At 52.9% G+C, this 22,793-nt stretch carries 22 protein-coding genes; 8 read left to right on the top strand and 14 right to left on the bottom strand.

Annotated features, from left to right (window positions below):
* Window positions 1-600: 600 nt before the first annotated feature.
* Entirely contained in the window at window positions 601-2,109 is a 1,509-nt protein-coding gene (putP, locus tag OGV69_RS19855; RefSeq protein ID WP_069323292.1) for a sodium/proline symporter PutP, read from the bottom strand.
* A 421-nt stretch (window positions 2,110-2,530) separates the two neighbouring features.
* Between putP and putA the strand changes: the two genes are divergently transcribed.
* Both putA and OGV69_RS19865 read left to right on the top strand, forming a co-directional pair.
* A complete protein-coding gene (gene putA / locus OGV69_RS19860) occupies window positions 2,531-6,493 on the top strand; it encodes a trifunctional transcriptional regulator/proline dehydrogenase/L-glutamate gamma-semialdehyde dehydrogenase (protein ID WP_069323291.1) in 3,963 nt (1,320 codons plus the stop codon).
* Window positions 6,494-6,551: 58 nt separating this feature from the next.
* On the top strand, window positions 6,552-6,947 hold the full coding sequence (locus OGV69_RS19865) for a lysozyme inhibitor LprI family protein (RefSeq protein ID WP_069323290.1): 396 nt from the start codon (window positions 6,552-6,554) through the stop codon (window positions 6,945-6,947).
* On the opposite strand, the gene rutR is transcribed toward OGV69_RS19865, so the two are convergent.
* The 3 genes from rutR to OGV69_RS19880 all read right to left on the bottom strand — a co-directional run bounded on the left by rutR (window position 6,944) and on the right by OGV69_RS19880 (window position 8,891).
* Window positions 6,944-7,582, bottom strand: coding sequence for an HTH-type transcriptional regulator RutR (gene rutR / locus OGV69_RS19870; RefSeq protein WP_069323289.1), 639 nt, complete (start codon window positions 7,580-7,582; stop codon window positions 6,944-6,946). The genes OGV69_RS19865 and rutR overlap by 4 nt on opposite strands.
* Before the next feature lie 58 nt (window positions 7,583-7,640).
* Window positions 7,641-8,555 carry a DMT family transporter gene (locus OGV69_RS19875; protein ID WP_069323288.1) on the bottom strand — a complete coding sequence of 305 codons (915 nt, stop codon included), beginning with the start codon at window positions 8,553-8,555 and terminating at the stop codon, window positions 7,641-7,643.
* A 162-nt stretch (window positions 8,556-8,717) separates the two neighbouring features.
* Window positions 8,718-8,891, bottom strand: coding sequence for a con-10 family general stress protein (locus tag OGV69_RS19880; RefSeq protein WP_003036022.1), 174 nt, complete (start codon window positions 8,889-8,891; stop codon window positions 8,718-8,720).
* Window positions 8,892-9,277: 386 nt separating this feature from the next.
* Between OGV69_RS19880 and wrbA the strand changes: the two genes are divergently transcribed.
* Window positions 9,278-9,874, top strand: a complete 597-nt coding sequence (wrbA, locus tag OGV69_RS19885) for an NAD(P)H:quinone oxidoreductase (protein ID WP_003036019.1) — start codon at window positions 9,278-9,280, stop codon at window positions 9,872-9,874.
* 20 nt (window positions 9,875-9,894) lie between these two features.
* On the top strand, window positions 9,895-10,122 hold the full coding sequence (locus tag OGV69_RS19890) for a YccJ family protein (protein ID WP_038639537.1): 228 nt from the start codon (window positions 9,895-9,897) through the stop codon (window positions 10,120-10,122).
* Window positions 10,123-10,160: 38 nt separating this feature from the next.
* On the opposite strand, the gene agp is transcribed toward OGV69_RS19890, so the two are convergent.
* From agp to OGV69_RS19925, 7 genes are all read right to left on the bottom strand, one after another.
* Window positions 10,161-11,402 (bottom strand): bifunctional glucose-1-phosphatase/inositol phosphatase, encoded by a 1,242-nt coding sequence (gene agp / locus OGV69_RS19895; protein WP_038639533.1) that lies wholly within the window; start codon window positions 11,400-11,402, stop codon window positions 10,161-10,163.
* Window positions 11,403-11,489: 87 nt separating this feature from the next.
* Window positions 11,490-12,197: an ArsR/SmtB family transcription factor gene (locus OGV69_RS19900; RefSeq protein ID WP_038639530.1), complete on the bottom strand. Its 708-nt coding sequence runs from the start codon at window positions 12,195-12,197 to the stop codon at window positions 11,490-11,492.
* Window positions 12,198-12,265: 68 nt separating this feature from the next.
* Entirely contained in the window at window positions 12,266-13,021 is a 756-nt protein-coding gene (locus OGV69_RS19905; RefSeq protein WP_069323287.1) for a sulfite exporter TauE/SafE family protein, read from the bottom strand.
* A gap of 135 nt (window positions 13,022-13,156) precedes the next feature.
* On the bottom strand, window positions 13,157-13,663 hold the full coding sequence (locus OGV69_RS19910; protein ID WP_069323286.1) for a protein disulfide oxidoreductase: 507 nt from the start codon (window positions 13,661-13,663) through the stop codon (window positions 13,157-13,159).
* The gene (locus tag OGV69_RS19915; protein WP_069323285.1) at window positions 13,653-14,276 is read right to left on the bottom strand and encodes a DsbA family protein; all 624 of its coding nucleotides are present in this window, start codon (window positions 14,274-14,276) and stop codon (window positions 13,653-13,655) included. The genes OGV69_RS19910 and OGV69_RS19915 overlap by 11 nt, the downstream gene beginning before the upstream one ends.
* A complete protein-coding gene (locus OGV69_RS19920) occupies window positions 14,273-16,153 on the bottom strand; it encodes a protein-disulfide reductase DsbD family protein (protein WP_069323284.1) in 1,881 nt (626 codons plus the stop codon). The genes OGV69_RS19915 and OGV69_RS19920 overlap by 4 nt, the downstream gene beginning before the upstream one ends.
* 48 nt (window positions 16,154-16,201) lie before the next feature.
* A complete protein-coding gene (locus OGV69_RS19925; protein WP_069323283.1) occupies window positions 16,202-16,564 on the bottom strand; it encodes a copper resistance protein in 363 nt (120 codons plus the stop codon).
* A 420-nt stretch (window positions 16,565-16,984) separates the two neighbouring features.
* On the opposite strand from OGV69_RS19925, the gene dsbA reads away from it, so the two are divergent.
* The 4 genes from dsbA (at window position 16,985) to OGV69_RS19945 (ending at window position 19,821) form a co-directional block, all read left to right on the top strand.
* Complete coding sequence (gene dsbA / locus OGV69_RS19930) at window positions 16,985-17,608, top strand: thiol:disulfide interchange protein DsbA (protein WP_038643102.1); 624 nt, start codon at window positions 16,985-16,987, stop codon at window positions 17,606-17,608.
* Between the two features lie 206 nt (window positions 17,609-17,814).
* Window positions 17,815-18,741: a curved DNA-binding protein gene (cbpA, locus tag OGV69_RS19935; RefSeq protein ID WP_038639512.1), complete on the top strand. Its 927-nt coding sequence runs from the start codon at window positions 17,815-17,817 to the stop codon at window positions 18,739-18,741.
* Window positions 18,734-19,027 carry a chaperone modulator CbpM gene (gene cbpM / locus OGV69_RS19940; RefSeq protein ID WP_038639509.1) on the top strand — a complete coding sequence of 98 codons (294 nt, stop codon included), beginning with the start codon at window positions 18,734-18,736 and terminating at the stop codon, window positions 19,025-19,027. Before cbpA ends, cbpM begins: the two co-directional genes overlap by 8 nt.
* Before the next feature lie 107 nt (window positions 19,028-19,134).
* Window positions 19,135-19,821 carry a Crp/Fnr family transcriptional regulator gene (locus tag OGV69_RS19945; protein ID WP_038639506.1) on the top strand — a complete coding sequence of 229 codons (687 nt, stop codon included), beginning with the start codon at window positions 19,135-19,137 and terminating at the stop codon, window positions 19,819-19,821.
* A gap of 42 nt (window positions 19,822-19,863) precedes the next feature.
* Here the strand turns inward: OGV69_RS19945 and OGV69_RS19950 are convergent, their stop codons facing one another.
* From OGV69_RS19950 to deoD, 3 genes are all read right to left on the bottom strand, one after another.
* On the bottom strand, window positions 19,864-20,700 hold the full coding sequence (locus OGV69_RS19950) for a nucleoside-specific channel-forming Tsx family protein (protein ID WP_069323282.1): 837 nt from the start codon (window positions 20,698-20,700) through the stop codon (window positions 19,864-19,866).
* 95 nt (window positions 20,701-20,795) lie between these two features.
* Window positions 20,796-21,950, bottom strand: coding sequence for an MFS transporter TsgA (gene tsgA, locus OGV69_RS19955; protein ID WP_038639500.1), 1,155 nt, complete (start codon window positions 21,948-21,950; stop codon window positions 20,796-20,798).
* 38 nt (window positions 21,951-21,988) lie between these two features.
* Window positions 21,989-22,696 carry a purine-nucleoside phosphorylase gene (gene deoD / locus OGV69_RS19960; protein ID WP_069323281.1) on the bottom strand — a complete coding sequence of 236 codons (708 nt, stop codon included), beginning with the start codon at window positions 22,694-22,696 and terminating at the stop codon, window positions 21,989-21,991.
* Window positions 22,697-22,793: the final 97 nt, after the last annotated feature.

Here is a 22,793-nt window from a genome sequence, read left to right on the forward strand (position 1 = left end):
CGCCCTTTACAATCCCGGCTCCCGACGGGAAAATTGCCGCTCCGCGGTCCCCTCCGTTTATTCCTCCAGGCGACCGGGCCGGGCGCGAGGTAGCGTCCCTGCAAAGCGCGCCCTGAGCCAGCATCCATGCTGGCTCTCCCGGCCTTACGGAAACACGTCGGCAATTTTCAGCCGGACCAGCCACACCTGACCTCCTGTGTTTTTATTTGAATATGTTGAACAGCAAAAAAGATTTTACTGAAAGTCAGAGCGTTGAAGCGATGACCCCGGTCCGGCTGAAAATCGATGAGGCGTTGACGGCTGACCGGGTCTGTCCGCAGGGATGCGGACAGAGGGGACGGCCTGCAGGGACGCAGGCTCGGCCCCGACCCGACAGGCAGACGGCATAAGACGAATAGCTCGCGCAGCGACGATTTTCCCGCCGGGAGCCTGGGATGCAAGGGAGGCGGCGGTGAGCCTCCCTTGCACGTTCACAGGTATAGCGATATCAGAGAAGCAATGCACATAAGGTGAACGGAAACTAATTCAGGGTAAAACGTTCTCCATACATGCTTAACCGAACGGTATTGCGCACGCGGCGGGCCTGAGGACAAAGGTAGATTATTCTGCCTGTAAACGAGACGGCGGCGCAGAGTGATAATGCGCGTCAGCCTCGGCAAAACGTTGCTGCATTGCGGTTGATGGCGCTTTACCCAACAGACTAAAGACGACAATACCGATGCTGCCGAAAATAAAGCCAGGGATGATTTCATACAGACCCAGCCAGGCAAACTGCTTCCAGACGATTACCGTCACCGCGCCGATGATCATCCCTGCCAGCGCGCCGTTGCGGGTCATGCGCGACCACATTACCGAGAACAGAACCACCGGACCAAACGCCGCGCCAAAGCCTGCCCAGGCGTAGCTTACCAGACCCAGTACACGGTTCTCCGGGTTGGCCGCCAGCGCGATGGACACCAGGGCCACAACCAGCACCATGATACGACCAATCCACACCAGCTCTTTCTGGCTGGCATTTTTACGCAGGAACGCTTTGTACAAATCTTCGGTGATTGCGCTGGAACACACCAGCAACTGGCAGCTCAGGGTCGACATCACCGCCGCGAGGATCGCAGACAGCAGAATACCGGCAATCCACGGGTTGAACAGGATTTGCGCCAGTTCAATAAACACACGCTCAGCGTTCTGATTAACGGCACCTGCCAGCGATGGGTTGTTATTAAAGTAAGCGATACCGAAGAAACCAACGGCAACTGCGCCGCCCAAACACAGGATCATCCAGGTCATGCTAATACGACGTGCATGCACAATACTATGGTGAGAATCTGCCGCCATAAAGCGCGCCAGAATATGCGGCTGGCCAAAGTAGCCCAGGCCCCAACCCATCAGAGAAATGATGGCAACAAAATTCAGCCCTTTGAACATGTCTACGTTCTCAATGCTCTTTTGTTTAATCACTTCCAGCGAATCATCGAATCCACCCACGCCGATAATGACCATGACCGGCGTCAGGATCAGAGCAAAGATCATCAGGCTGGCCTGAACGGTATCAGTCCAGCTTACCGCCAGAAAACCACCGATAAAGGTATAAATGATCGTCTCAGCCGCCCCCGCCCACAGTGCTGTTTCGTAGCTCATGCCAAAGGTACTTTCAAACAGACGCGCCCCTGCCACAATCCCTGAAGCACAATAGATGGTGAAAAACAGCAGAATAACCAGCGCGGAGATAATCCGCAGAATGCGGCTTTTATCTTCAAAGCGACCGGTAAAGTAATCCGGTAACGTCAGCGCATTGTTATTGTATTCGGTGTGTACGCGTAAACGTCCGGCCACCAACTTCCAGTTGATCCATGCGCCCAAAATAAGGCCGATGGCGATCCAGCTTTCTGAAATCCCCGACAGGAAAATCGCGCCTGGCAGCCCCATCAGCAACCAGCCACTCATATCGGATGCGCCAGCGGATAACGCGGTCACGAATGGACCCAGACTGCGTCCACCAAGAATGTAATCGTCAAAGTTTTTGGTTGAACGCCATGCAATAAACCCTATCAATATCATGCCGAAAATATAGACACAGAATGTCACTAACATCGGTGTGCTAATAGCCATCAAAACTCTCCAAAATTATGTATCAGCAATGCCGTGGCTTGCCGTTTTATTACCCTGCCGGAACGTGGCAAAGATATCTATGTTTACCAGGCGACCGTATCCTGCCGGAAGCGATGGTCATTCACAATCGATTTAACACACCATTTACATCAAAATTGATCCAGAGTAGATAGCATTTTTCTGTAGGTTGCACTCTCTCACACTTTTCTTGGTTGCACCTTTGAAAAGTGTTAACTACCGCAGAGAAAAAGATTCCGTAATTTTTATTCGCCCTGTCACGAACACCAACTTTATTAACATTTCATTCATTTTCAAGCTTGCAAACCACGTCACATTTAACACGGTTGCACAAAGTTGCAACATAGTGGATATTTCTCGGTAACTATCAGACCCGTATTTCAGTACAACAGGAGTAAACGGCATGGGAACCACCACGATGGGGGTTAAGCTGGATGACGCCACTCGCGAGCGTATTAAAACAGCCGCATCACGAATCGATCGCACACCGCATTGGCTGATTAAACAAGCCATCTTTAATTATCTTGAAAGACTGGAAAATGACGATGCGCTTCCTGAACTGCCGGCACTGCTGGCAGGCGCGGCGAATGAGGGCGAGGAGTCAACCACGCCGCAGAATGAAACGCATCAGCCTTTCCTGGAATTTGCCGAACAAATTCTGCCGCAGTCCGTTTCCCGCGCGGCAATCACCGCCGCGTACCGCCGCGCCGAAACCGACGCCGTGCCGATGCTGATGGAGCAGGCACGTCTGCCGCAACCCATCGCCGAGCAGGCGCATAAGCTGGCGTACGATCTGGCCGACAAACTGCGTAACCAGAAGACCGCCAGCGGTCGCGCCGGAATGGTACAAGGTTTATTGCAGGAGTTCTCCCTTTCTTCGCAGGAAGGCGTGGCGCTGATGTGTCTGGCCGAAGCCCTGCTGCGTATTCCCGATAAGGCAACCCGCGATGCGTTGATCCGCGACAAAATCAGCAACGGTAACTGGCAGTCGCACATTGGGCGTAGCCCGTCTCTGTTCGTTAACGCGGCGACCTGGGGACTGTTGTTTACCGGTCGTCTGGTTTCTACGCATAACGAAGCCAGCCTCTCCCGCTCGCTCAACCGTATTATCGGCAAGAGCGGCGAACCTTTAGTGCGTAAAGGCGTCGACATGGCGATGCGCCTGATGGGCGAACAGTTCGTCACCGGGGAAACCATCGCCGAAGCGCTGGCTAACGCACGTAAACTGGAAGAAAAAGGTTTCCGCTACTCCTACGACATGCTGGGCGAAGCGGCGCTAACCGCCGCTGATGCTCAGGCTTATCTGGTTTCTTACCAGCAGGCGATCCACGCCATTGGTAAAGCGTCTAATGGACGCGGCATTTATGAAGGGCCCGGTATCTCTATTAAGCTGTCGGCGCTGCACCCGCGCTATAGCCGCGCGCAATATGACCGCGTGATGGATGAACTCTATCCGCGCCTGAAATCGTTGACACTGCTGTCCCGTCAGTACGACATCGGTATTAATATCGACGCCGAAGAGGCTGATCGACTGGAGATCTCCCTCGATCTGTTGGAAAAACTGTGCTTCGAACCCGAACTGGCGGGCTGGAACGGTATCGGCTTTGTTATCCAGGCCTACCAGAAGCGCTGCCCATTTGTTATCGACTATCTGATCGATCTCGCCACCCGCAGTCGCCGCCGCCTGATGATCCGTCTGGTTAAAGGCGCATACTGGGATAGCGAAATCAAACGTGCGCAAATGGACGGTCTGGAAGGCTATCCGGTTTATACCCGTAAGGTGTATACCGACGTTTCCTATCTGGCCTGTGCGAAAAAACTGCTGGCCGTACCGAATCTGATCTACCCGCAGTTCGCCACCCATAACGCCCACACGCTGGCGGCGATTTATCAGTTAGCGGGGCAAAACTATTATCCTGGTCAGTATGAGTTCCAGTGCCTGCACGGTATGGGCGAACCCCTGTACGAGCAGGTTACGGGCAAAGTCGCGGATGGCAAACTGAACCGTCCATGCCGTATTTATGCACCGGTAGGTACACACGAAACCCTGCTGGCGTACCTGGTGCGTCGTCTGCTGGAAAACGGCGCCAACACCTCGTTCGTCAACCGCATTGCTGACACCACTTTGCCGCTGGACGAACTGGTTACCGATCCGGTCGAAGCTGTGGAAAAACTGGCGCAACAGGAAGGCCAGACAGGTTTACCGCATCCGAAGATTCCCCTGCCGCGCGACCTGTACGGTAAAGGCCGGGAAAACTCAGGCGGACTGGATTTGGCTAACGAACATCGTCTGGCCTCGCTGTCCTCTGCCCTGCTCAATAGCGCGCTGCAAAAATGGCATGCCAAACCGATTCTCGAGCAGCCGGTTGCTGACGGTGAAATGACGCCGGTCGTTAACCCGGCCGAGCCAAAAGACATTGTCGGCTACGTGCGTGAAGCGACTCACAGCGAAGTGGAACAGGCATTACAAAACGCCGTTAATAATGCGCCAATCTGGTTTGCGACGCCGCCACAAGAGCGCGCCGCTATTTTGCATCGCGCTGCCGTTCTGATGGAAGGCCAGATGCAGCAATTAATTGGCATTCTGGTACGCGAAGCGGGTAAAACCTTCAGCAACGCGATTGCAGAAGTGCGCGAAGCGGTAGACTTCTTGCACTATTATGCAGGCCAGGTACGCGATGACTTCGATAATGAAACCCATCGTCCGTTAGGCCCGGTAGTTTGTATCAGCCCGTGGAACTTCCCGCTGGCCATTTTCAGCGGACAGATTGCCGCCGCGCTGGCCGCAGGCAACAGCGTACTGGCAAAACCAGCGGAACAAACCCCGCTGATTGCCGCCCAGGGTATCGCTATTTTACTCGAAGCGGGCGTACCGCCAGGTGTGGTACAACTGTTGCCAGGCCAGGGCGAAACCGTCGGGGCGCAGCTCACTTCCGATGAGCGCGTACGCGGCGTGATGTTTACCGGCTCGACGGAAGTCGCCACGCTGTTGCAACGCAATATCGCGACCCGCCTTGATGCTCAGGGCCGTCCAATCCCACTTATCGCCGAAACCGGTGGCATGAACGCGATGATCGTCGACTCCTCAGCGTTAACGGAACAGGTGGTGGTAGACGTGTTGGCTTCTGCTTTTGACAGTGCCGGACAGCGCTGCTCCGCGCTGCGCGTCCTGTGTCTGCAGGATGATATTGCCGACCACACGCTGAAAATGCTGCGCGGGGCGATGGCGGAATGCCGCATGGGTAATCCGGGTCGCCTGACTACCGATATTGGGCCGGTTATCGATGAAGAAGCCAAAGCCAATATTGAGCGCCATATTCAGGCCATGCGCGCCAAAGGACGTCCGGTATTCCAGGCCGTGCGTGAGAACAGTGACGATGCGCGGGAATGGCAAACCGGTACCTTTATCGCTCCGACGCTTATCGAGCTGGAAAGCTTCGATGAATTACAAAAAGAGGTGTTCGGTCCGGTACTGCACGTCGTGCGTTACACCCGTAACAATCTGGGCAGCCTGATTGAACAAATTAATGCCTCCGGCTATGGCCTGACGCTGGGCGTCCACACCCGTATTGATGAAACCATCGCTCAGGTCACGGGATCTGCACATGTGGGGAACCTGTACGTTAACCGTAATATGGTTGGCGCCGTTGTCGGGGTGCAGCCATTCGGTGGCGAAGGCTTGTCAGGAACCGGACCAAAAGCAGGTGGACCGCTGTACCTGTACCGCCTGCTGGCTAACCGCCCGGAGAATGCGCTGGGCATTACGCTTGCCCGTCAGGATGCAGACTATCCTGTCGATGCGCAGCTCAAAGCGGCTCTCGTGCAACCGCTGGAAGCCCTCACCGAATGGGCCGCCGATCGTCCGTCGCTGCGTGCGCTTTGCCAGCAGTTTGGTGAACTGGCGCAGGCCGGAACGCAACGTCTGCTGCCAGGACCAACCGGCGAGCGCAATACCTGGACGCTGTTACCGCGCGAGCGCGTACTGTGTATCGCTGATGACGAGCAGGATGCGCTGGTGCAGGTTGCCGCTGTGACTTCGGTGGGAAGCTTGATCCTGTGGCCGGATGATGCGTTCCATCGTGAACTGGCAAAACGTCTGCCAGTTGCAGTCTCCGGGCGGATTCAGTTTGCCAAAGCGGACAACATCGCCACGCAGCCGTTTGATGCCGTGATTTTCCATGGCGATTCCGATCAGCTTCGCGCGCTGTGTGAAGCGGTGGCGGCCCGTGAAGGAGCGATTGTGTCGGTTCAGGGCTTTGCCCGCGGCGAAAGCAATATCCTGCTTGAAAGGCTGTATATTGAACGCTCCCTGAGCGTCAATACCGCCGCCGCCGGAGGCAACGCCAGCCTGATGACAATCGGCTAAGGTTGTGGTTAATTAAGGCTCCGGTAACGGGGCCTTTTTTATAAAGTCAGAGGGAAATATGAAACGAATTTTACTGACATGTGCAGCGCTGCTGCTGAGCGGCCAGGCGCTGGCAGATGACTGCGCCAACGCGAATAATCAAGCTGAAATGAACACCTGTGCGGCAGAGCAGTATAAAGCGGCCGACGCCAAACTTAATGAAACGTATCAGAATGCGCTGAAGCGCGCCGCCCCGACCCAGCGCGATTTACTGAAAAAAGCGCAAACTTCGTGGATAACCCTGCGCGTTGCAGACTGTGCGTTAATCAGTTCCGGTACCGAAGGCGGAAGCGCCCAGGCGATGATTTCCAGCCAGTGTTTAACGGATAAGACCAACGAGCGCGAAGCGTTTCTCGCCTCGCTTTTACAGTGTGAAGAAGGCGATTTAAGCTGTCCGCTACCGCCAGCCAGCTAACGCACGCGGATCCCTTCGATAATCATCCGCTGTACGCTCTCAACGGTCTTGTTAAAAAAGGCTTCATCACGCAGCGTTGCGCCCGTTACCGCCTCTACCTGTGGGGCAAAGTCTGCATAATGCTGTGTTGAAGCCCAAATCATGAAAATCAGATGGTGCGGATCGACAGGAGCCAGTTTCCCACTGCTGACCCATCCGGCAATCAACGCCGATTTCTCATCAATCAGCGTTTTAAGATCGCCCGTTAATTCAGCCATCAACAATGGCGCGCCCGCCAGCATCTCCATGCAGAATAACCGGGAAGCCTGCGGGTAATCGCGCGACACTTCCAGCTTCAGGCGAATATATTCTTTAATGGCCACCAGCGGCGCAAAGTCTTCGCGAAACGCCTTTAGCGGTGCCAGCCAGATGTCGAGGATTTGCCGTAAAACGGCAATATAGAGCACCTCTTTTGACGGGTAGTAATAGAGCAGATTCGTTTTTGACACCCCCGCCTGCTCTGCCACCTGTTCCAGACGCGTACCATGGATCCCATATTGGGAAAAGATATTTAATGCCGCGGTTAAAATAGCCTGACGTTTTGCACTGACGGCCTGCGAGCGTTTACCGTTTTTTTTCTCTGCGCGTTGGACCATGCGCCCTCTCCTTCTTGTGAGGGCGTCAGCATACCAAATCACACGGTGAATGGTTAAATTAAAGCGATTCAGGAGGCGCCGCCTGCGGCTGCGCTTTTTTCTTCTTGAACTTCAGTTCGCTGACCAGCACGCCAACAATAATGAATGCTGCGCCTAACAAAGCCAGTAGCGGTAGGCGTTCACCCGCCAGACGACCAAAGATCCCCGCCCACACCGGCTCTCCGGTGTAGATGACCGTCGCCCGCGTCGGCGAAACGCTGCGCTGCGCCCAGTTCATGGTGACCTGAATAATCGCGCTAAAAATGCCTAAACCCAGCGCGACCACCAGCAATCCTGTCGACATCGGCGGTACAGACTCTCCTGCCGGGGCCATGGCAATAAACGCCGCCACAGAAGCGGTTGCCAGTTGCACCACCGTTACCCGACGCACATCTACTTTTCCCGCCCACGCGCTAATCAGAATAATTTCTGCCGCAATCGCCACCGCGCCCGCGAGCGTGATCCACTCACCTTCACCCAGCGCCAGTAAATTTCCCCCCGGTCCGGCAAGAAAAATCAACCCGATAAAGGCCAGTACAATCCCGACACACGGCATCAGGCCAGGCATACGCCCCAGGCACAGCCATTGCAACAGCGGCACCAGCGGTACGTACATCGCGGTAATAAACGCCGATTTACTGCTGGGAATAAACTGCAATCCCCAGGTTTGCAGGCTATAGCCCAGCGCTATCGCAATGCCAATTGCCACGCCAGCTTTAAACTCCAGCCAGGTCAGCTTATGCAGCGTTCGCCACGACAGAAGCGCAACGGCCAGCGCGGCAGTAGCAAAACGCACACCGACAAAGAAAAAGGGCCCGCTCAGAGTAACGGCATATTGCACCGCCAAAAACGTTCCACCCCAGAACATGGTGATCACAATGAGGATCGCCTCCTGAGGTTTAACCGAAAAGGAATAACGAGAAAGTAAAGACATGAGACACCCGATTAACAGAATGTCATTAGTCTGCGTTGCGTTTTGTTACAGTTCAACCTTGCTGACAAAAAAAACCGCCGGATGATCCCGGCGGCGGTGGCTTCGTGACGGCTAAGATGAAACACGAGACCGTCACGACATAACTAACAGGCAATGCAATAATTACGATTTATTGTTGCCGTGGCTATTTTTGCCCCCTTTCTTGCCTGCTTCTGAAGCGCGTTGCGGGTCATTCTTGAAGTTGCCCCCGCTGTGCTGGCCACCTTTTCGACCTGCTTCTGATGCTCTTTCGCGGTCTTCCGCAAAGTTACCGGAACCGCCTCGATGGTTTGCCATTACTGACCTCCGTCATTGATTAGACATCATATTGCATAGGTACTGAGGAGTGATACCTCAACGCAGCGTCTGGGCGAGGCCCTTGTTTTCACTGCGTGGAATTAAGCTTAGCGAAGACCGGCCTGTTGACCAGCAAACTGTAATATCCTGCAACAGGATCCGCTGCATGATCAAAATAATAACAAGAAGAAATCAATAAGCCTTTCTTATGACTACCAAATTTCGCACGGTTAAATATGTATCATTTTGCAACATAAGAGGATGTTATAAAAATTGTTATAAATCAAAGAAGTGTTTGTGAAATTTGCACTCCTGACAGTACGTCATATCTTTATAGGTAGGTAGCGAATCGCTACGGACACGGTTAACTCGAGGAGTAGTGTAAAATGGCAAAAGTTCTGGTGCTTTATTATTCCATGTACGGACACATTGAAACTATGGCCCATGCAGTTGCAGAAGGCGCAAATAAGGTAGACGGCGCGGAAGTCATCATTAAGCGTGTACCGGAAACCATGCAGCCTGAGATTTTCCTCAAGGCGGGCGGTAAAACACAAAATGCACCAGTCGCCACCCCGCAAGAACTGGCTGATTACGACGCCATCATTTTTGGTACCCCCACACGCTTTGGCAATATGTCCGGCCAGATGCGTACTTTCCTTGACCAGACTGGCGGGCTGTGGGCTTCCGGCGCGCTGTACGGCAAACTCGCCAGCGTATTCAGCTCAACGGGGACCGGCGGCGGTCAGGAACAAACCATTACCTCAACCTGGACGACGCTTGCCCATCATGGGATGGTGATTGTGCCGATCGGCTACGCAGCGCAAGAGCTGTTTGATGTCTCACAGGTTCGCGGCGGTACGCCTTACGGCGCAACCACCATCGCCGGAGGCGACGGCTCCCGTCAGCCAAGTCAGGAAGAGTTGTCTATCGCCCGCTATCAGGGTGAATATGTCGCAGGTCTGGCAGTAAAACTCAACGGCTAATCTTCAACAGGAGGATTCGAATGCCAACTCAAGAAGCGAAAGCCCATCACGTCGGTGAATGGGCAAGTCTGCGCAATACATCGCCGGAAATAGCCGAAGCCATTTTTGAAGTCGCGCATTATGACGAGAAACTGGCGGAAAAAATTTGGGAAGAAGGTAGCGATGAGGTGCTCATCAAAGCCTTTGAGAAAACAGACAAAGATTCGCTCTTTTGGGGTGAACAGACTATCGAACGCAAAAACGTCTAGCGCTCTGACTCCCCCGCTCGCACGGGGGAGTTTTTCTTTTACTTCGCCGCCTCATTCAACACACTATCGAACTTATCGATTGGGCAGAAGCCGTTCGCATCTACCGGACACCCTTTCAGCTCCAGCGTCACACGCTGCGCCGGGGATTTCAGCGTCAGGACATCCGCATTACGCAACTGCTGCGAGCTTTGATAGACATATTCGATTTTCATCAGATCACGATTCGCCTTGCTGTCATGCCAGCGCTGGAAGACAATCTTCCCGCCGATCGGCGTACGCTCGTTCTGGTCGTGAAGCTGATACGGTTTGAAATCCAGCGCGGTGAGCAGCGAAGCAATGTTTGAGTCATGCCCCACCAGCACGGTTATTTTCGGTGCTTTCATGCGTTCGGTGACCAGCGCATTATCAATATATTTCACCAGCGGTTTGGCGACGTTCTGCGCCACTTCCGGCGAGGTGAACAGGCTGTCCTGATAGCCATTTTTCAGCTTCGACAGCACCTTCCACTGTTGATCGGACTTAATTTCCCCCCAGGCGACCTGGTCCATCGGGAATCCTTCGTAATATTGCAGCGTGAAAGCATCGACCAGCGAGTTCCCCACCTTTAATGGTCCTGACACCCCCGGCTCCTGTTGGTATTTGGCGCTGAACGTATCTTTGGCGTCGGTCAGGGAACACTGCTGTTTTTCTTTGCAGGATGGCGAGTCTTTGTAGTCTGTCATTTGCTCAAGCAATTGATAGCTGTCGCTGAGCTGCATTTTGCTGCGCTCTTTTTCCATCGCCTGGACAGCCTGCTGGCTGAAGGCGGCAGAATCATCGGTGATCACCGGGTTAAAGGTGGGATCCATAGTGCCCATTTTTTCCTGATGATGAACTGGAACGTCGCACCCCGGGAATGCGCCGGTGACAAAGAACTGCGCCGTAGCAACCGTACGCTGTAGGCTATTCGCATAGGTATAGACCGTGTCCGGAGCCGGACATTCGCCCGTTTTTACCATCCCTTGCTCTGCCAGCCACTCACGCATGTAGTGACCCATATAGACTTCCAGCACGCCGCCTTTGGTGGTGAGTTGCCCGCCAGGAACATCCCATTCCGGCCATTGTTTAGGCGTGGACTGCTCAAGAACGCTGCCGTTATTGGCTAAAGGTGCACGTAAGTTATGCCGACTCATCATCAATACTTGCTGAAGCTGGTAGCCTTCCGGCGCGGTCTGCGCGTACGCGGCGCCTGACACTAATACAGCCCCTGCCACGGCTGCGGCGATTAACGATTTATTCATCCCTACGACCTCTTGTTGTTATCAATCACAACAGAGTGTGACAGAAACAGGACATTTTTCCGGGAACGCTTTCGCAAAACAGGGCATCTACCGTGTTGTTTTAATACCGAACTCGCTATTGAGTTTGCGGATCCCTGGTGGGGTAAAGGTGACATGGCGACTACCGGTCTGCGTTTTAATCCACTTTTGTTCGGTAAACCAACGTAGCAGCGTTGCGCCAAGCACGCCGCCAGGATGGTAACGTCGCTCACTCCAGTCCAGACAACCGCAGGCTAATTTCCGCCGTGACGAGCCGGTAAAGAGGACGATCCCCATTTCCGTCAGCTTTTCCTGCCCGAGTTCAGTTAGCGTTTCACCATCCGGCGTTAACCACTGACGGGAAACGAACGTATCAAACAGTCTCACCGCCACTTCTCCGGCGAGATGGTCGTAGCAGGTGCGGGCATGCCGCAAACTTAGGGGCGTGGTGATTTTTCGAGGGGTAGATGTCGCCCACGCCACCCCCATCAGTCGTTCCAGCAGTTCAGCAATCTCCGCGCTTGCGAGGCGAAAATAACGATGCCTTCCCTGAGCGAGCGCCACCACAAAATGTTGTTCGCACAAACGCGCCAGATGCGCGCTGGCGGTCGAAGCGGATACATCCGCTACGGCGCTAAGTTCGGTCGCGGTCCAGGCGCGGCCATCCATCAGCGCACACAGCATACGCGAGCGCGATTTATCGGCCATGACTGCCGCAGTGAGCGCCATGCGCGACTCCAGCTCGCCCTCTTCTTCCTTTAACATCACGGATACCATAGTGACCTCGTTGGCGCTAAATATCTGAATTAACGATGCCATGAAAACGCGCTAAAGTCACCGAAGGGTCACGCCGCACGCACCATCATCTCCGCACCCAGTCCAAGCAAACACAACAGAAAACAGCGTTTAAAAACCAGCGGAGATATAACCCGTCGCACACGAGTCCCCATCCACTGACCAATCAGCGCAGGCACAATGGCCAACGCCGATAAGCTCAGCGACTGTGCGGGCAGCGCATTGTGCCACCACAGTCCGAGCGCCAGCGCCAGCGTTGAAAATGTGAAAGAGATCCCCAGCGCCTGCACCAGTTCATCTTTCTCAAAACCCAGGGATTGGATCCAGGGCACCGCAGGCATCACAAATACGCCGGTTCCGCCGGTCAGCAAGCCGGTAACGAATCCAACAACAAGGGAGTATGGCTTTTCACGGTGCGCGGCCACCGCGATCGTCTTACCCGCCAACGTCCAGATGGCGTAAGCCACCAGCGCTACGCCGAGCGCAAACTGGGTACGGGCCGTGTCGCCGCCGGTAATCCAGGCGCTGGCAAGCAGAGTCGCTACCACTACCGTCAACAGCATAGGCCACAGCCGTTTGAGCAATCTGCGTGTATTACCGCCGCCGCCAAACTGGAACAAATTACTTATAAGCGAGGGTAAGAGCAGCATTGCCGCCGCGGCAACCGGCGAAATAAGCGATCCGAGGATCCCCATCGCCACGGTGGGTAACCCCATACCGGTGACCCCTTTCACCATGCCGGCGAGGACAAATGTGGCGGCAATCATTATTACCAGAGAAGGTCCAAACGCTACAGAACTCGTCATATTGCACTTTCCTGCAAAGAGAAGGTGACTCATTCTGAACATCAATCACCCTGCTTGCTTCGCCAGACAACGAAATATGTCCTCCCGTTTTAGCGGCGGCAGCATAAAAAATGCCGGGTTTCCCCGGCACGAATATCAGAACGTTTTCGCCCACCACAACCGAAGCTTCATGCCCCAGTAACTGGTCCAGCCGCTGGTTGTAGACACCACCCGGCCTTGCGACATTACCACCAGCGTGGGCGTGACGCTGATTGCCCAACTGCGGGAAATTGCCCCGTTTGCATCATTGATGACCGGAAAGTCCACGCCTTTTCGCGACAGCCAGCGGGATACCTCGGCTTCATTGCCGGAGCGTAGCGCAATGGTCATCACGTTTTCCCCTTGCGAACGTAGCCTGGCGACTTCCGGCGTCGTGAAGCGACACACGCCGCACCAGCTGGCCCAGAAATAGAGCAATACTGGCTCGTGTTGACTCAGCGCCACCAGCGTGACGGTTTCACCATCCAGCGTTTGTAAAGGTGTGCTGTCAAAAGAGGCAGGGAGCTGCGGGGCACGCCAGGCATCCATCAGCAACATCACACCGGCCAACAACGCCAGTAAGATCAGCCCTTCGCGCAGCCAGCGGCGTAGCTTACTGACCATTGGCTGCCGCCAGTTTTTCTTTTACGACGTCCTCAAGCGTTTCCCATGGTACTGCGCCCGGAATGAGTTCATCGCCAATAATCGTTGCAGGGGTACCTTGCACCCCGACCAGTCGCGCCAGTTGCAGATTCGTACTCAGCGTTTCCGCACTTTGCGCGTCCAGCGTCACCGGAGTGGCACCCGCTTTTTCCTGGGCCTGCTTGATACTCACGTCAGTATGATAGCCCTTCTTCTGCATCAGCTTTTCATGCAGCGCCAGAAACTGCTGCGGATGCTGATGCCAGGTGGTCAGCACGGTCCGCGCCGCCAGTTCCGAACTTTTCCCTTTAAATGGCAGCGGTTTAATGACCACCGCCACGTCAGGGTATTTCTGCACAATTTTCTCCAGCATCGGATCGAGCTGTTTGCAGTATGGACAGTTGTAATCGGTAAAGTTTATCAGCGTCAGTTTCGCCTGCTTTGCACCAATTCGTGGGCTGTTGGGATCGTTAAACAGGGCTTCCTGAATAAGCGCTTCGATTTGTTTTTCCTGCTCCGGGGTAAATGGCGCAGGCTCTTTCGCCACGCTGACGGCGGAAAACAGGCTTAACAACAGAACAATCATCATCTTCATGGGGTGACTCCTTTAGCATCATTCAACATTTGCAGTACCGCATCGCGGGTTAACAACGTTGGCAACGCCTGACCTTCCGGCAGACCGGGGCCATAAATTTGGTTATACGGCACAGCAACCTGGCCGCGTTTTTTCAAAAATTCGGTGATGGCTTCAGAAGGGAGCGTCCAGTCGCCGCGCAGCGCCACAACATCCGGCTGCTGCAGCGCGGCCTGGACGTCATCTTTATGCAAGACGTTGTATTTATTTACCTTACAGGTAATACACCAGTCCGCCGTGACGTCAATAAACACACGCTTGTGTTGCGCCAGCGCCTCTTCAATCGCCTGCTCGCTAAGCGGTTGCCAGTTCACGCTCTCTTGAGCGCTACTTTGCCCTGCCAGCCCTAAATGCGGGAGCAGCAATGTCGCAAGCCAGATAGCCGAACCCAGCATCATCACGCCGAGCAAACGCCGCAGGATATTCATCCAGCGCCCCGGCCGCGGCAGGCGCAGCGCCAGACCGGGACGCAGGGCCACCAGCAGCCACGGCAGACTCATCCCCAGACCTAGCGCGATAAACAGTCCCCACAGCGTCGGCAATGAGGCCGTCAGCGCCACCGCCACCGCCGTGCCCAGAAACGGGGCGCTGCATGGCGTGGCGAGCAGGGTCGCAAATGCGCCTTGCCAGAAATGTCCCGCCAGGCCGTTACCGCCATGAGTCGCCAGCGTGGTGGTCATCGCCGAAGGCAGACGGAATTCAAACCACCCGAACAGGCTGGCGCTGAACGTCAGCATCACCAGTACCATGACACCGATGAACCACGGATTCTGGAACTGGATCCCCCAGCCAAGCGCCTGATTGGTTAACCGCAGTACCGTCATCAATAGCGCCAGAGCCATAAAGGAGACCAGTATTCCGGCTACCGATGCGAGGAATTGACGGCGAATCTGGCGGCGGCTTTTTTCCTCAACCAGTAAAATCGAACCCAGCTTCATACCCAGCACCGGTAACACGCAGGGCATCAGGTTGAGAATCAACCCGCCCAGTAACGCCATTAGCGCCACCTGCCACAGCGGAAGCGAAGCGTTATCGATGGCTGGCGCTTCGCCAATCGCAAGACGGCTTTCCTGCGCCACGCCATTATCAGCCAAAACCAGCGTGACCGACTTACCGCGTAGATCCGGCGCACCTTCCCCCCAGCCATCATGTACAGGTACCGTGGCGCGTAGCGTTTCCCCGTCAACCTGGATTTGCGGCATACCAAAATCCGCATCATCTACGGCATCCAGATACAGCCCTGGTGCAGTCCAGCCTCCGGCGCGCTGCGCCTCAACGACCAGTTCTCCAGCACGCGCCCCGGCATGAAGAGAATCAGTCAGGCCACTGGCGAGCGGGATCTGCCCCATCGCCTGAGCATAGTCATGCGCAAAAGTCGGATCCTCGGCGGTGGGCGTCACGGAAAAAGGAAAATCCGTCAACAGGCAAACGTTGCTACAGGTGGATAGTGTCAACACGCCGCTAAGCGTGGCGGGCGATCTGCCGCGCACCATCATCGGGAACGTCACCCGATCGTGATACCCCTGGGTGGTGATATTGGCGACCTCAAAACGCGCAGGGGTTGGCCAGAACCAGTCGACCGTCGGCATTTCGCCCTTCCAGGCGATAGACGGCGCAACGCCCCCCTCCCCCGGCGAACGCCAGTAGGTTTTCCAGCCATCTTCCAGTTTAACATCCAGCAGCAGACGGGTTTCACCGGCGGCTGAGGTATCGGCGCGTAATCGCACGCTGGCGTGATCGTTATCGGGTGAACGTAGCCAGCCGGGGTCAGCCGCCCAGGATACGGGCAGCCAGAGTAATAACAGACAGAGCAGCGCCTGCCTGAAAACAGTCATCATAGTTTTTCTCCGTGAATAATTATCTAACAGTCAGCAACGGCTGCTCTGTCATTCACGGAAGACGCAAAATCGGAGATGTACCCTGAGAGTGGGCGACGAGATGGCTCGCGGTGGGAAAAAAGGTAAACGAAACGCCCGCACTGGCGCCAGTAGCGACAGCAGCAGACACAGCGCCAGAATAATGCCCTCAAACAGTACCGGCGGCGCAGCCAGTAACGACTTCGCGCTCAGTTCACAAGGGGTAACCGGGGCAGCCTCATCAGGTTGCGCTTGTTCGCTTGTGACAACGCTGGTGGCAACGGTGTTCATCTGCAACGCGTGCAGGCCCGCCATGCGTTGCGCGGTGCAAACCATCACCACAACACATGCCAGACAGAGGAACCACCATCCCAGCCGTTGACGTTTCGCCATTCTACCCTCACTGATTGATGCGGGTTATCTTAACCACTCGCCAGGTTTTAGCAACCTTTACGCTGTAAAGTTATGTCCTGTTATTTGAAGGTTATACACGCCCTCGCGCAATAAAAACGCTATATGTGAAATGATTATTCATCATATTTTCAGCATTCCTTATTACAATATAACATTGCGGATTAAATACCCCCTTAAAATGTTACGCCAGTTATTATTCATTATTTATAAAGGGTACCCGATAATATTTAACACCAGCACAAAAAAGACACGTCGAATGTACTGCCATGTATTGATGCGTAAATGAAAGTAAGGTTCAGCACATTTTCAATGCGAGTATCGTATTATAGCGTAACGTAATGGACACCCGTTCATTTCAAGAACAACATGTTTAATAAATGTTATTTAGAGTATATGGAAATGAAAAAATATTTATTACCCCTGATTGGATTACTTTTCACAGTCAGCGCTCAGGCCGCAACATTTACCGACGGCAAAGAATTTATCTCACTGGAAAAACCCGTCGCTACAGCACCGGCGGCGCTGAAGTTTTTCTCGTTTTACTGCCCTTCATGCTATCAATATGATGAAGTGTTTAAAGTGACTGATAACGTAAAAAAAGTTCTGCCTGCTGATGTCAAACTCACCGAGTATCACGTCGATTTTTTAGGCCCTTTGGGGCAAGACATGACGCATGCCTGGTCCGTCGCCATTCTCCTGAACGTGCAGGACAAAGTGAAACCATTGCTTTTTGATGCCGTGCAGAAAAAACAAACGATTAAGACAGCAGACGATATTCGTAACGTATTTATCAACGCCGGCGTTAGCGCCAGCGATTATGATGCCGCGTGGAATAGCTTTGCCGTGAAATCACTCACCGCCAAACAACAGGAAATGGCTAAAGCTGTGGATTTAAAAGGTGTGCCTGCCATTTTTATTAACGGTAAATATATGATCAATCCGAAGGGACTGAAATCAGATGACCTTAATTCTTTCGTACAGAACTATGCAGACACGGTCCGCTTCCTGATGACCAAATCCTGATATTTCGCTAATCCGACTATTCGCACCACACAACAGACGCCACCACCTTGCAACGCGCTGTTGGTGGTGCGACGACAGCATCGTTTATACCGATATCCTTTCTTCCCGGTTGGCATTCGCCGTTATCAGGATTACCCTAAACTTAGCGGTGACACCTTTTGTCAGGGTTCACCTTCTGCAAGTGTTGATTTACACGAGAGAACGCTATGGAATTAAAGGATTATTACGCCATTATGGGCGTGAAACCGACAGACGATCTCAAGACAATCAAGACCGCCTATCGTCGACTCGCCCGTAAATACCATCCTGATGTCAGCAAAGAGCCTGACGCAGAGGCCCGGTTCAAAGAGGTCGCTGAAGCCTGGGAAGTACTGAGTGATGAACAGCGACGCGCCGAGTACGACCAGTTGTGGCAGCACCGCAACGACCCTCAGTTCAACCGTCAATTCCAGCAAGGAGAGAATCAAAACTACAGCGCCGAAGATTTCGACGATATTTTCTCCTCCATTTTTGGTCAGCATGCACACCACACGCGACAGCGCCATGCCAGCCGCGGACACGATATTGAAATTGAAGTTGCCGTATTCCTTGAAGAAACGCTCACTGAGCACAGCCGCACTATCAGTTACAACCTGCCGGTTTACAATGCCTTCGGCATGGTTGAACGGGAAATTCCCAAAACGCTCAACGTGAAAATCCCGGCAGGCGTGGGCAACGGTCAGCGTATCCGTTTGAAAGGCCAGGGTACCCCTGGTGAAAACGGAGGGCCGAACGGTGATTTGTGGTTGGTGATTCATATCGCACCGCACCCACTGTTTGATATCGTCAATCAGGATCTGGAAGTTGTCGTTCCCGTAGCACCGTGGGAAGCCGCTTTGGGCGCGAAAGTGACCGTACCTACGCTGAAAGAAAGCATCCTGTTAACCATCCCTGCGGGCAGTCAGGCCGGGCAGCGGTTACGCATTAAAGGCAAAGGTCTGGTGAGTAAAAAACATACCGGCGATTTGTACGCGGTGATCAAAATCGTGATGCCGCCGAAACCTGACGACAACACAGCCACCCTGTGGCAACAGCTGGCAGATGCACAAAAGACCTTTGATCCGCGCAAAGAGTGGGGAAAGCATAATGGCTAACGTCACCGTCACCTTTAGCATTACCGAATTTTGTCTGTACACCGGTGTATCAGAAGAGGAACTGCATGAGATTGTCGGCTTAGGGGTGATTGAACCCCATGAAGACGAGACCTTTGACGATCATGCCCTGACCGTAATGCGACGCGCAATGCGCCTGCGCCAGGAGCTGGAGCTTGACTGGCCGGGAATCGCCGTTGCGCTGACATTGTTAGAAGAGAACGCGCAGTTGCGTCAGGAAAACCGCGTGTTGCGCCAACGGCTGTCTCGCTTTATCAGCCATCCTTAATACGTCGGGGTCAGCATCGCGCTGGCCCTGCTCACGTTTAATGACATTACTCAACAGATGGCATACAGTCAGAACAAGAAATATCTCAAACCATAAGACGTTAGACCATGCAGCTAAAACCCCTTACCAAAGGTCGTTTTCACAATATCTGGCAGCAGGATGATGCCTTAATCGAGAAAATATTCCTGGAGTTGCTCTCTGAAACCCAGATTATCCAGGAAGATGAATATCTCTATCGCCAGGGACAAATTGTTGATCGCCTGATTATGGTGCAGTCGGGCAGAATTTCTTTGCGCTACAGCGCTGAGAATGGGCGTCGTTTTCAACTGGGCGCAATGGAATGCGATGAGCAACTGTTTGGAGAAATGGAGTTTTTTACCGGCTACCGCTGCCAACTTGATATCGTAGCCGAAGAGCCGCTGACCGTTGCGGTGTGCAGCTGTGAACGCCTGGAAGAGGCGCTGAACCAACACCCCAGACTGGCAATATTTTTCGCCAGCGCGATGGCCGTTGACTATCAGGATATGTTAGAAATTTTCCTGCACCGGATGCTCTACCCGATCGTACACAACGTCGCGTACGACCTGTATCGCCAGCATCAGAACAAGCAACCGATGGATGGTTTTCATAAAAAATATCAGGAAGCGGAACGATTCGGCACCACCGACAGGGTATATCGACGGGCGGTAAAAGCGTTGACGGATGCCGGGCTGGTAACGCGCACGAAACAAGGTCTGGAAATTAAGGATCTGGAAGGTTTACGCCAGTTTCTCGGCAACGACATCATTGACTGACACACCAACCATTCTGAGTGTTGGTGTGCCGTCGGGTCGCTATCAGAACTTATAGGTGAGATTGAAATAGTGACCAAGACCGGTGGTGCGCCCTGCTCCACCATGGTTTTCCATCAATGCCATATTGCGGAAATACTTCAATCCATAACCTACCGCGTAGTGCTCTGAATGCCAGTAAATGCCGTTATACCATTCAATCGCGTTATTACTGTATAGCGGCTGGTTAGCTATCTTGTTAGCGGCAAACTGATAGTCAAAGTATCCCTGATAATTGAGATAACTGCCGTTGGCGAAGGTATAGAACGGCGTCGACCAGTTGGTCGAGAACATGTAACCATCCCACTTACCTTCGTTATCCGCGCCGTAGTTTTCGCGAACGTAGTGTGCATAGATGTTCATTCCCATCATACCAAACCATGGAACCTTAACATCCGTACCTAAACCAACGTAATGTTCAAACAATTCCCGATCGCCAATGTTATTCACCGTCGCGATATAGAATTCGTTAAACGGCCCCACGGATAAATCTTTATTAAAAATAGCATCCAGGGAAAACCGCGGGGATATCTTGGCGAAGAAGTTATCGCCACCGTGACGGTCGTCCTGCTTGCTGTCTAAAATATCAAAGAAATCGACATAACCATACAGATCGATAATCCCGGAACGTGCACCGAACTCCAGTTCCAGATAGGTGTCATTACGAATACCATACGGTACTTTCGCATCCACACTTTGCATTAAATTTAATTGCATCCAGTTAAAATCATTTTTGCGAATATTGCCATCAGTATAATCAGCCGCAAGGGCTTGCGTGCAGCTGATAGCAAATACAGTACCCAGAACTGTTTTTTTAAGCATTGATATATTTTTCTTCAGCATTTTCAATTCCTTTGAGTAAGGTTGTGAGTCGCCCCACCCGAGAAAGGGTGTGGCGGCTGGCTATCTAATTAAGGAGGTAAGCGTTATTACTGTATTTATTTACGTTTGAGTTTGAGTGTCCCCATCAGCATGACGAAGATAATTAAATACAACACCGGTATTGCATACATAATTTTCTGCAGTCCCATCGTTTTTTCCATCAGGGCGCTGATCGCCGGACTAAACATGGCCCCGGCACTACCACTAATTAAAATATATGAAACGTTCTGACTACTCGCGCGCTTCACAAAAGAAACACCATAAGCAATAAAGGAGTTATACAATGCCGCACAGACAAACCCATAACTGTAGGCAAGATAATCAAGCCCAGAGATCTGTTCTTTCGTAACGATAATAGTGGTAATCACACACGCCAGCAGAATAATACTGAGCAGGAAATAATGGATCTTCACCCGGGCAACAATCACGGTAGAGACTAACGCCCCCACCAGCGCAGCCCCCCAGTATTGGGTAATAATATTCCCGGCCTCTTCAAACGGAATACCAAACTTGTTCTTCACAAATAACGGTGCCCAGGTGAGGAAGGTGTACAGCGCCAGCATGCCTAAAAACAGACCTATACCGCCGCTAATAATCCCAGGATTCCACTCTGATTTCACTGCGTCTGTGCGATCCGCCTCAGGAGCCGTTTCACAGGCATTGAAGCGGGTTAGCATCACAACTCCCAGCGTGAGTAAGGCCACTATGCCAACGCTAAGGTAGCTATAACTCCACGACATATTATGCGTCAGGGCAAAGGTAGTGATCAGCGGAAAAACCACGCCCGCGACGTTAAAGGTGGCATCCTGTACCACCAGCATTGTGCTCTGAATGCGATCCTGCCAAACCGAAACCACGATCGTTCCCGCCACGCACAGGCCAATCCCCCCACAGAATCCCACTAAGGCCATGGCGACCATCACCGGCCATAAGCCGGGGCTTACGTGCATCGCCAGCGCGCAGAGGAACACTATCGAGTAGATAATGAGCGTCATACGCTTCACACCAATTTTTTCTATCAGGAAAAAGGCGGCGATAGTCCCGGCTAATGCTCCGCCATTGAGTAACGAAAATATCGAGGCGACAGTATTTACATCGGCACTGTAGCGTACTGCAATCGGTTCAATCAGCATGCCGAACTGACTGGCAAACCCTGCCATTATAAAATTTGCCAGAAAACTAATCAGCGTAAGTGCTATTTTATTCTTCATATAATGCCATCTCTGATTGGTTCAATTAGAAGTCAGGGCTAAGCCGTAACGGCAGTATTTAGCGCCAGCTCAATCATATTTTTAAAGGTTAACTGTCGTTCTTCTGCCGTCGTTTCTTCTCCTGTCAGGCAATGATCGGATACGGTTAAAATAGCCAGTGCTTCAATACTAAACTGATGCGCCAGGGCATAGAGTCCTGCCACTTCCATATCCACCCCCAGTACACCGAAGTTTTCCAGTGCCGGAATTAAATTTTCGTCAGGGTCATAATAAAGATCGCCACTGAAGACGTTACCGACCTTAATATCGATTCCGGCCTTTTGTGCCAACATCCACGCCTGCTGTAATAGTGGAAAATGCGCAGACGTCGCCATTGCGTAGCCCGCGCTACGTTTTAAATTTGTAACGGAATCCGTTCCGGCAGCGACGGCAAGGATAATATCGCGCATTTTGACATGATGTTGAGTTGCCCCCAGGCTACCGACGCGAATAATTCTCTGCACGCCAAAGTCATGTATCAGTTCATGGGCATAAAGCGTCATTGAAGGAATGCCCATTCCGTGCCCCATTACCGAAACGGGTTGTCCAAAATAAAGACCGGTATAGCCCAACATATTGCGCACATTGGTAACTTCGCGGTAATCCATTAAATAGTTTTCGGCAATAAATTTCGCGCGTAGCGGATCGCCCGGCATAATCACAGTTGGCGCAAAATCACCCGGTTTAGCATTAATATGTGCAGTCATAACAATTCCTGAATTATGGGTATTGAAAATATGCAGGGATTGTAACCAGACGTTTGCAGGGGATTGAGGACAAAAGTCCTGCTCAGAGGATCGGCCT

Source organism: Citrobacter sp. Cc139 (genome assembly GCF_030334645.1).
Classification (GTDB): Bacteria; Pseudomonadota; Gammaproteobacteria; order Enterobacterales; family Enterobacteriaceae; genus Citrobacter; species Citrobacter werkmanii.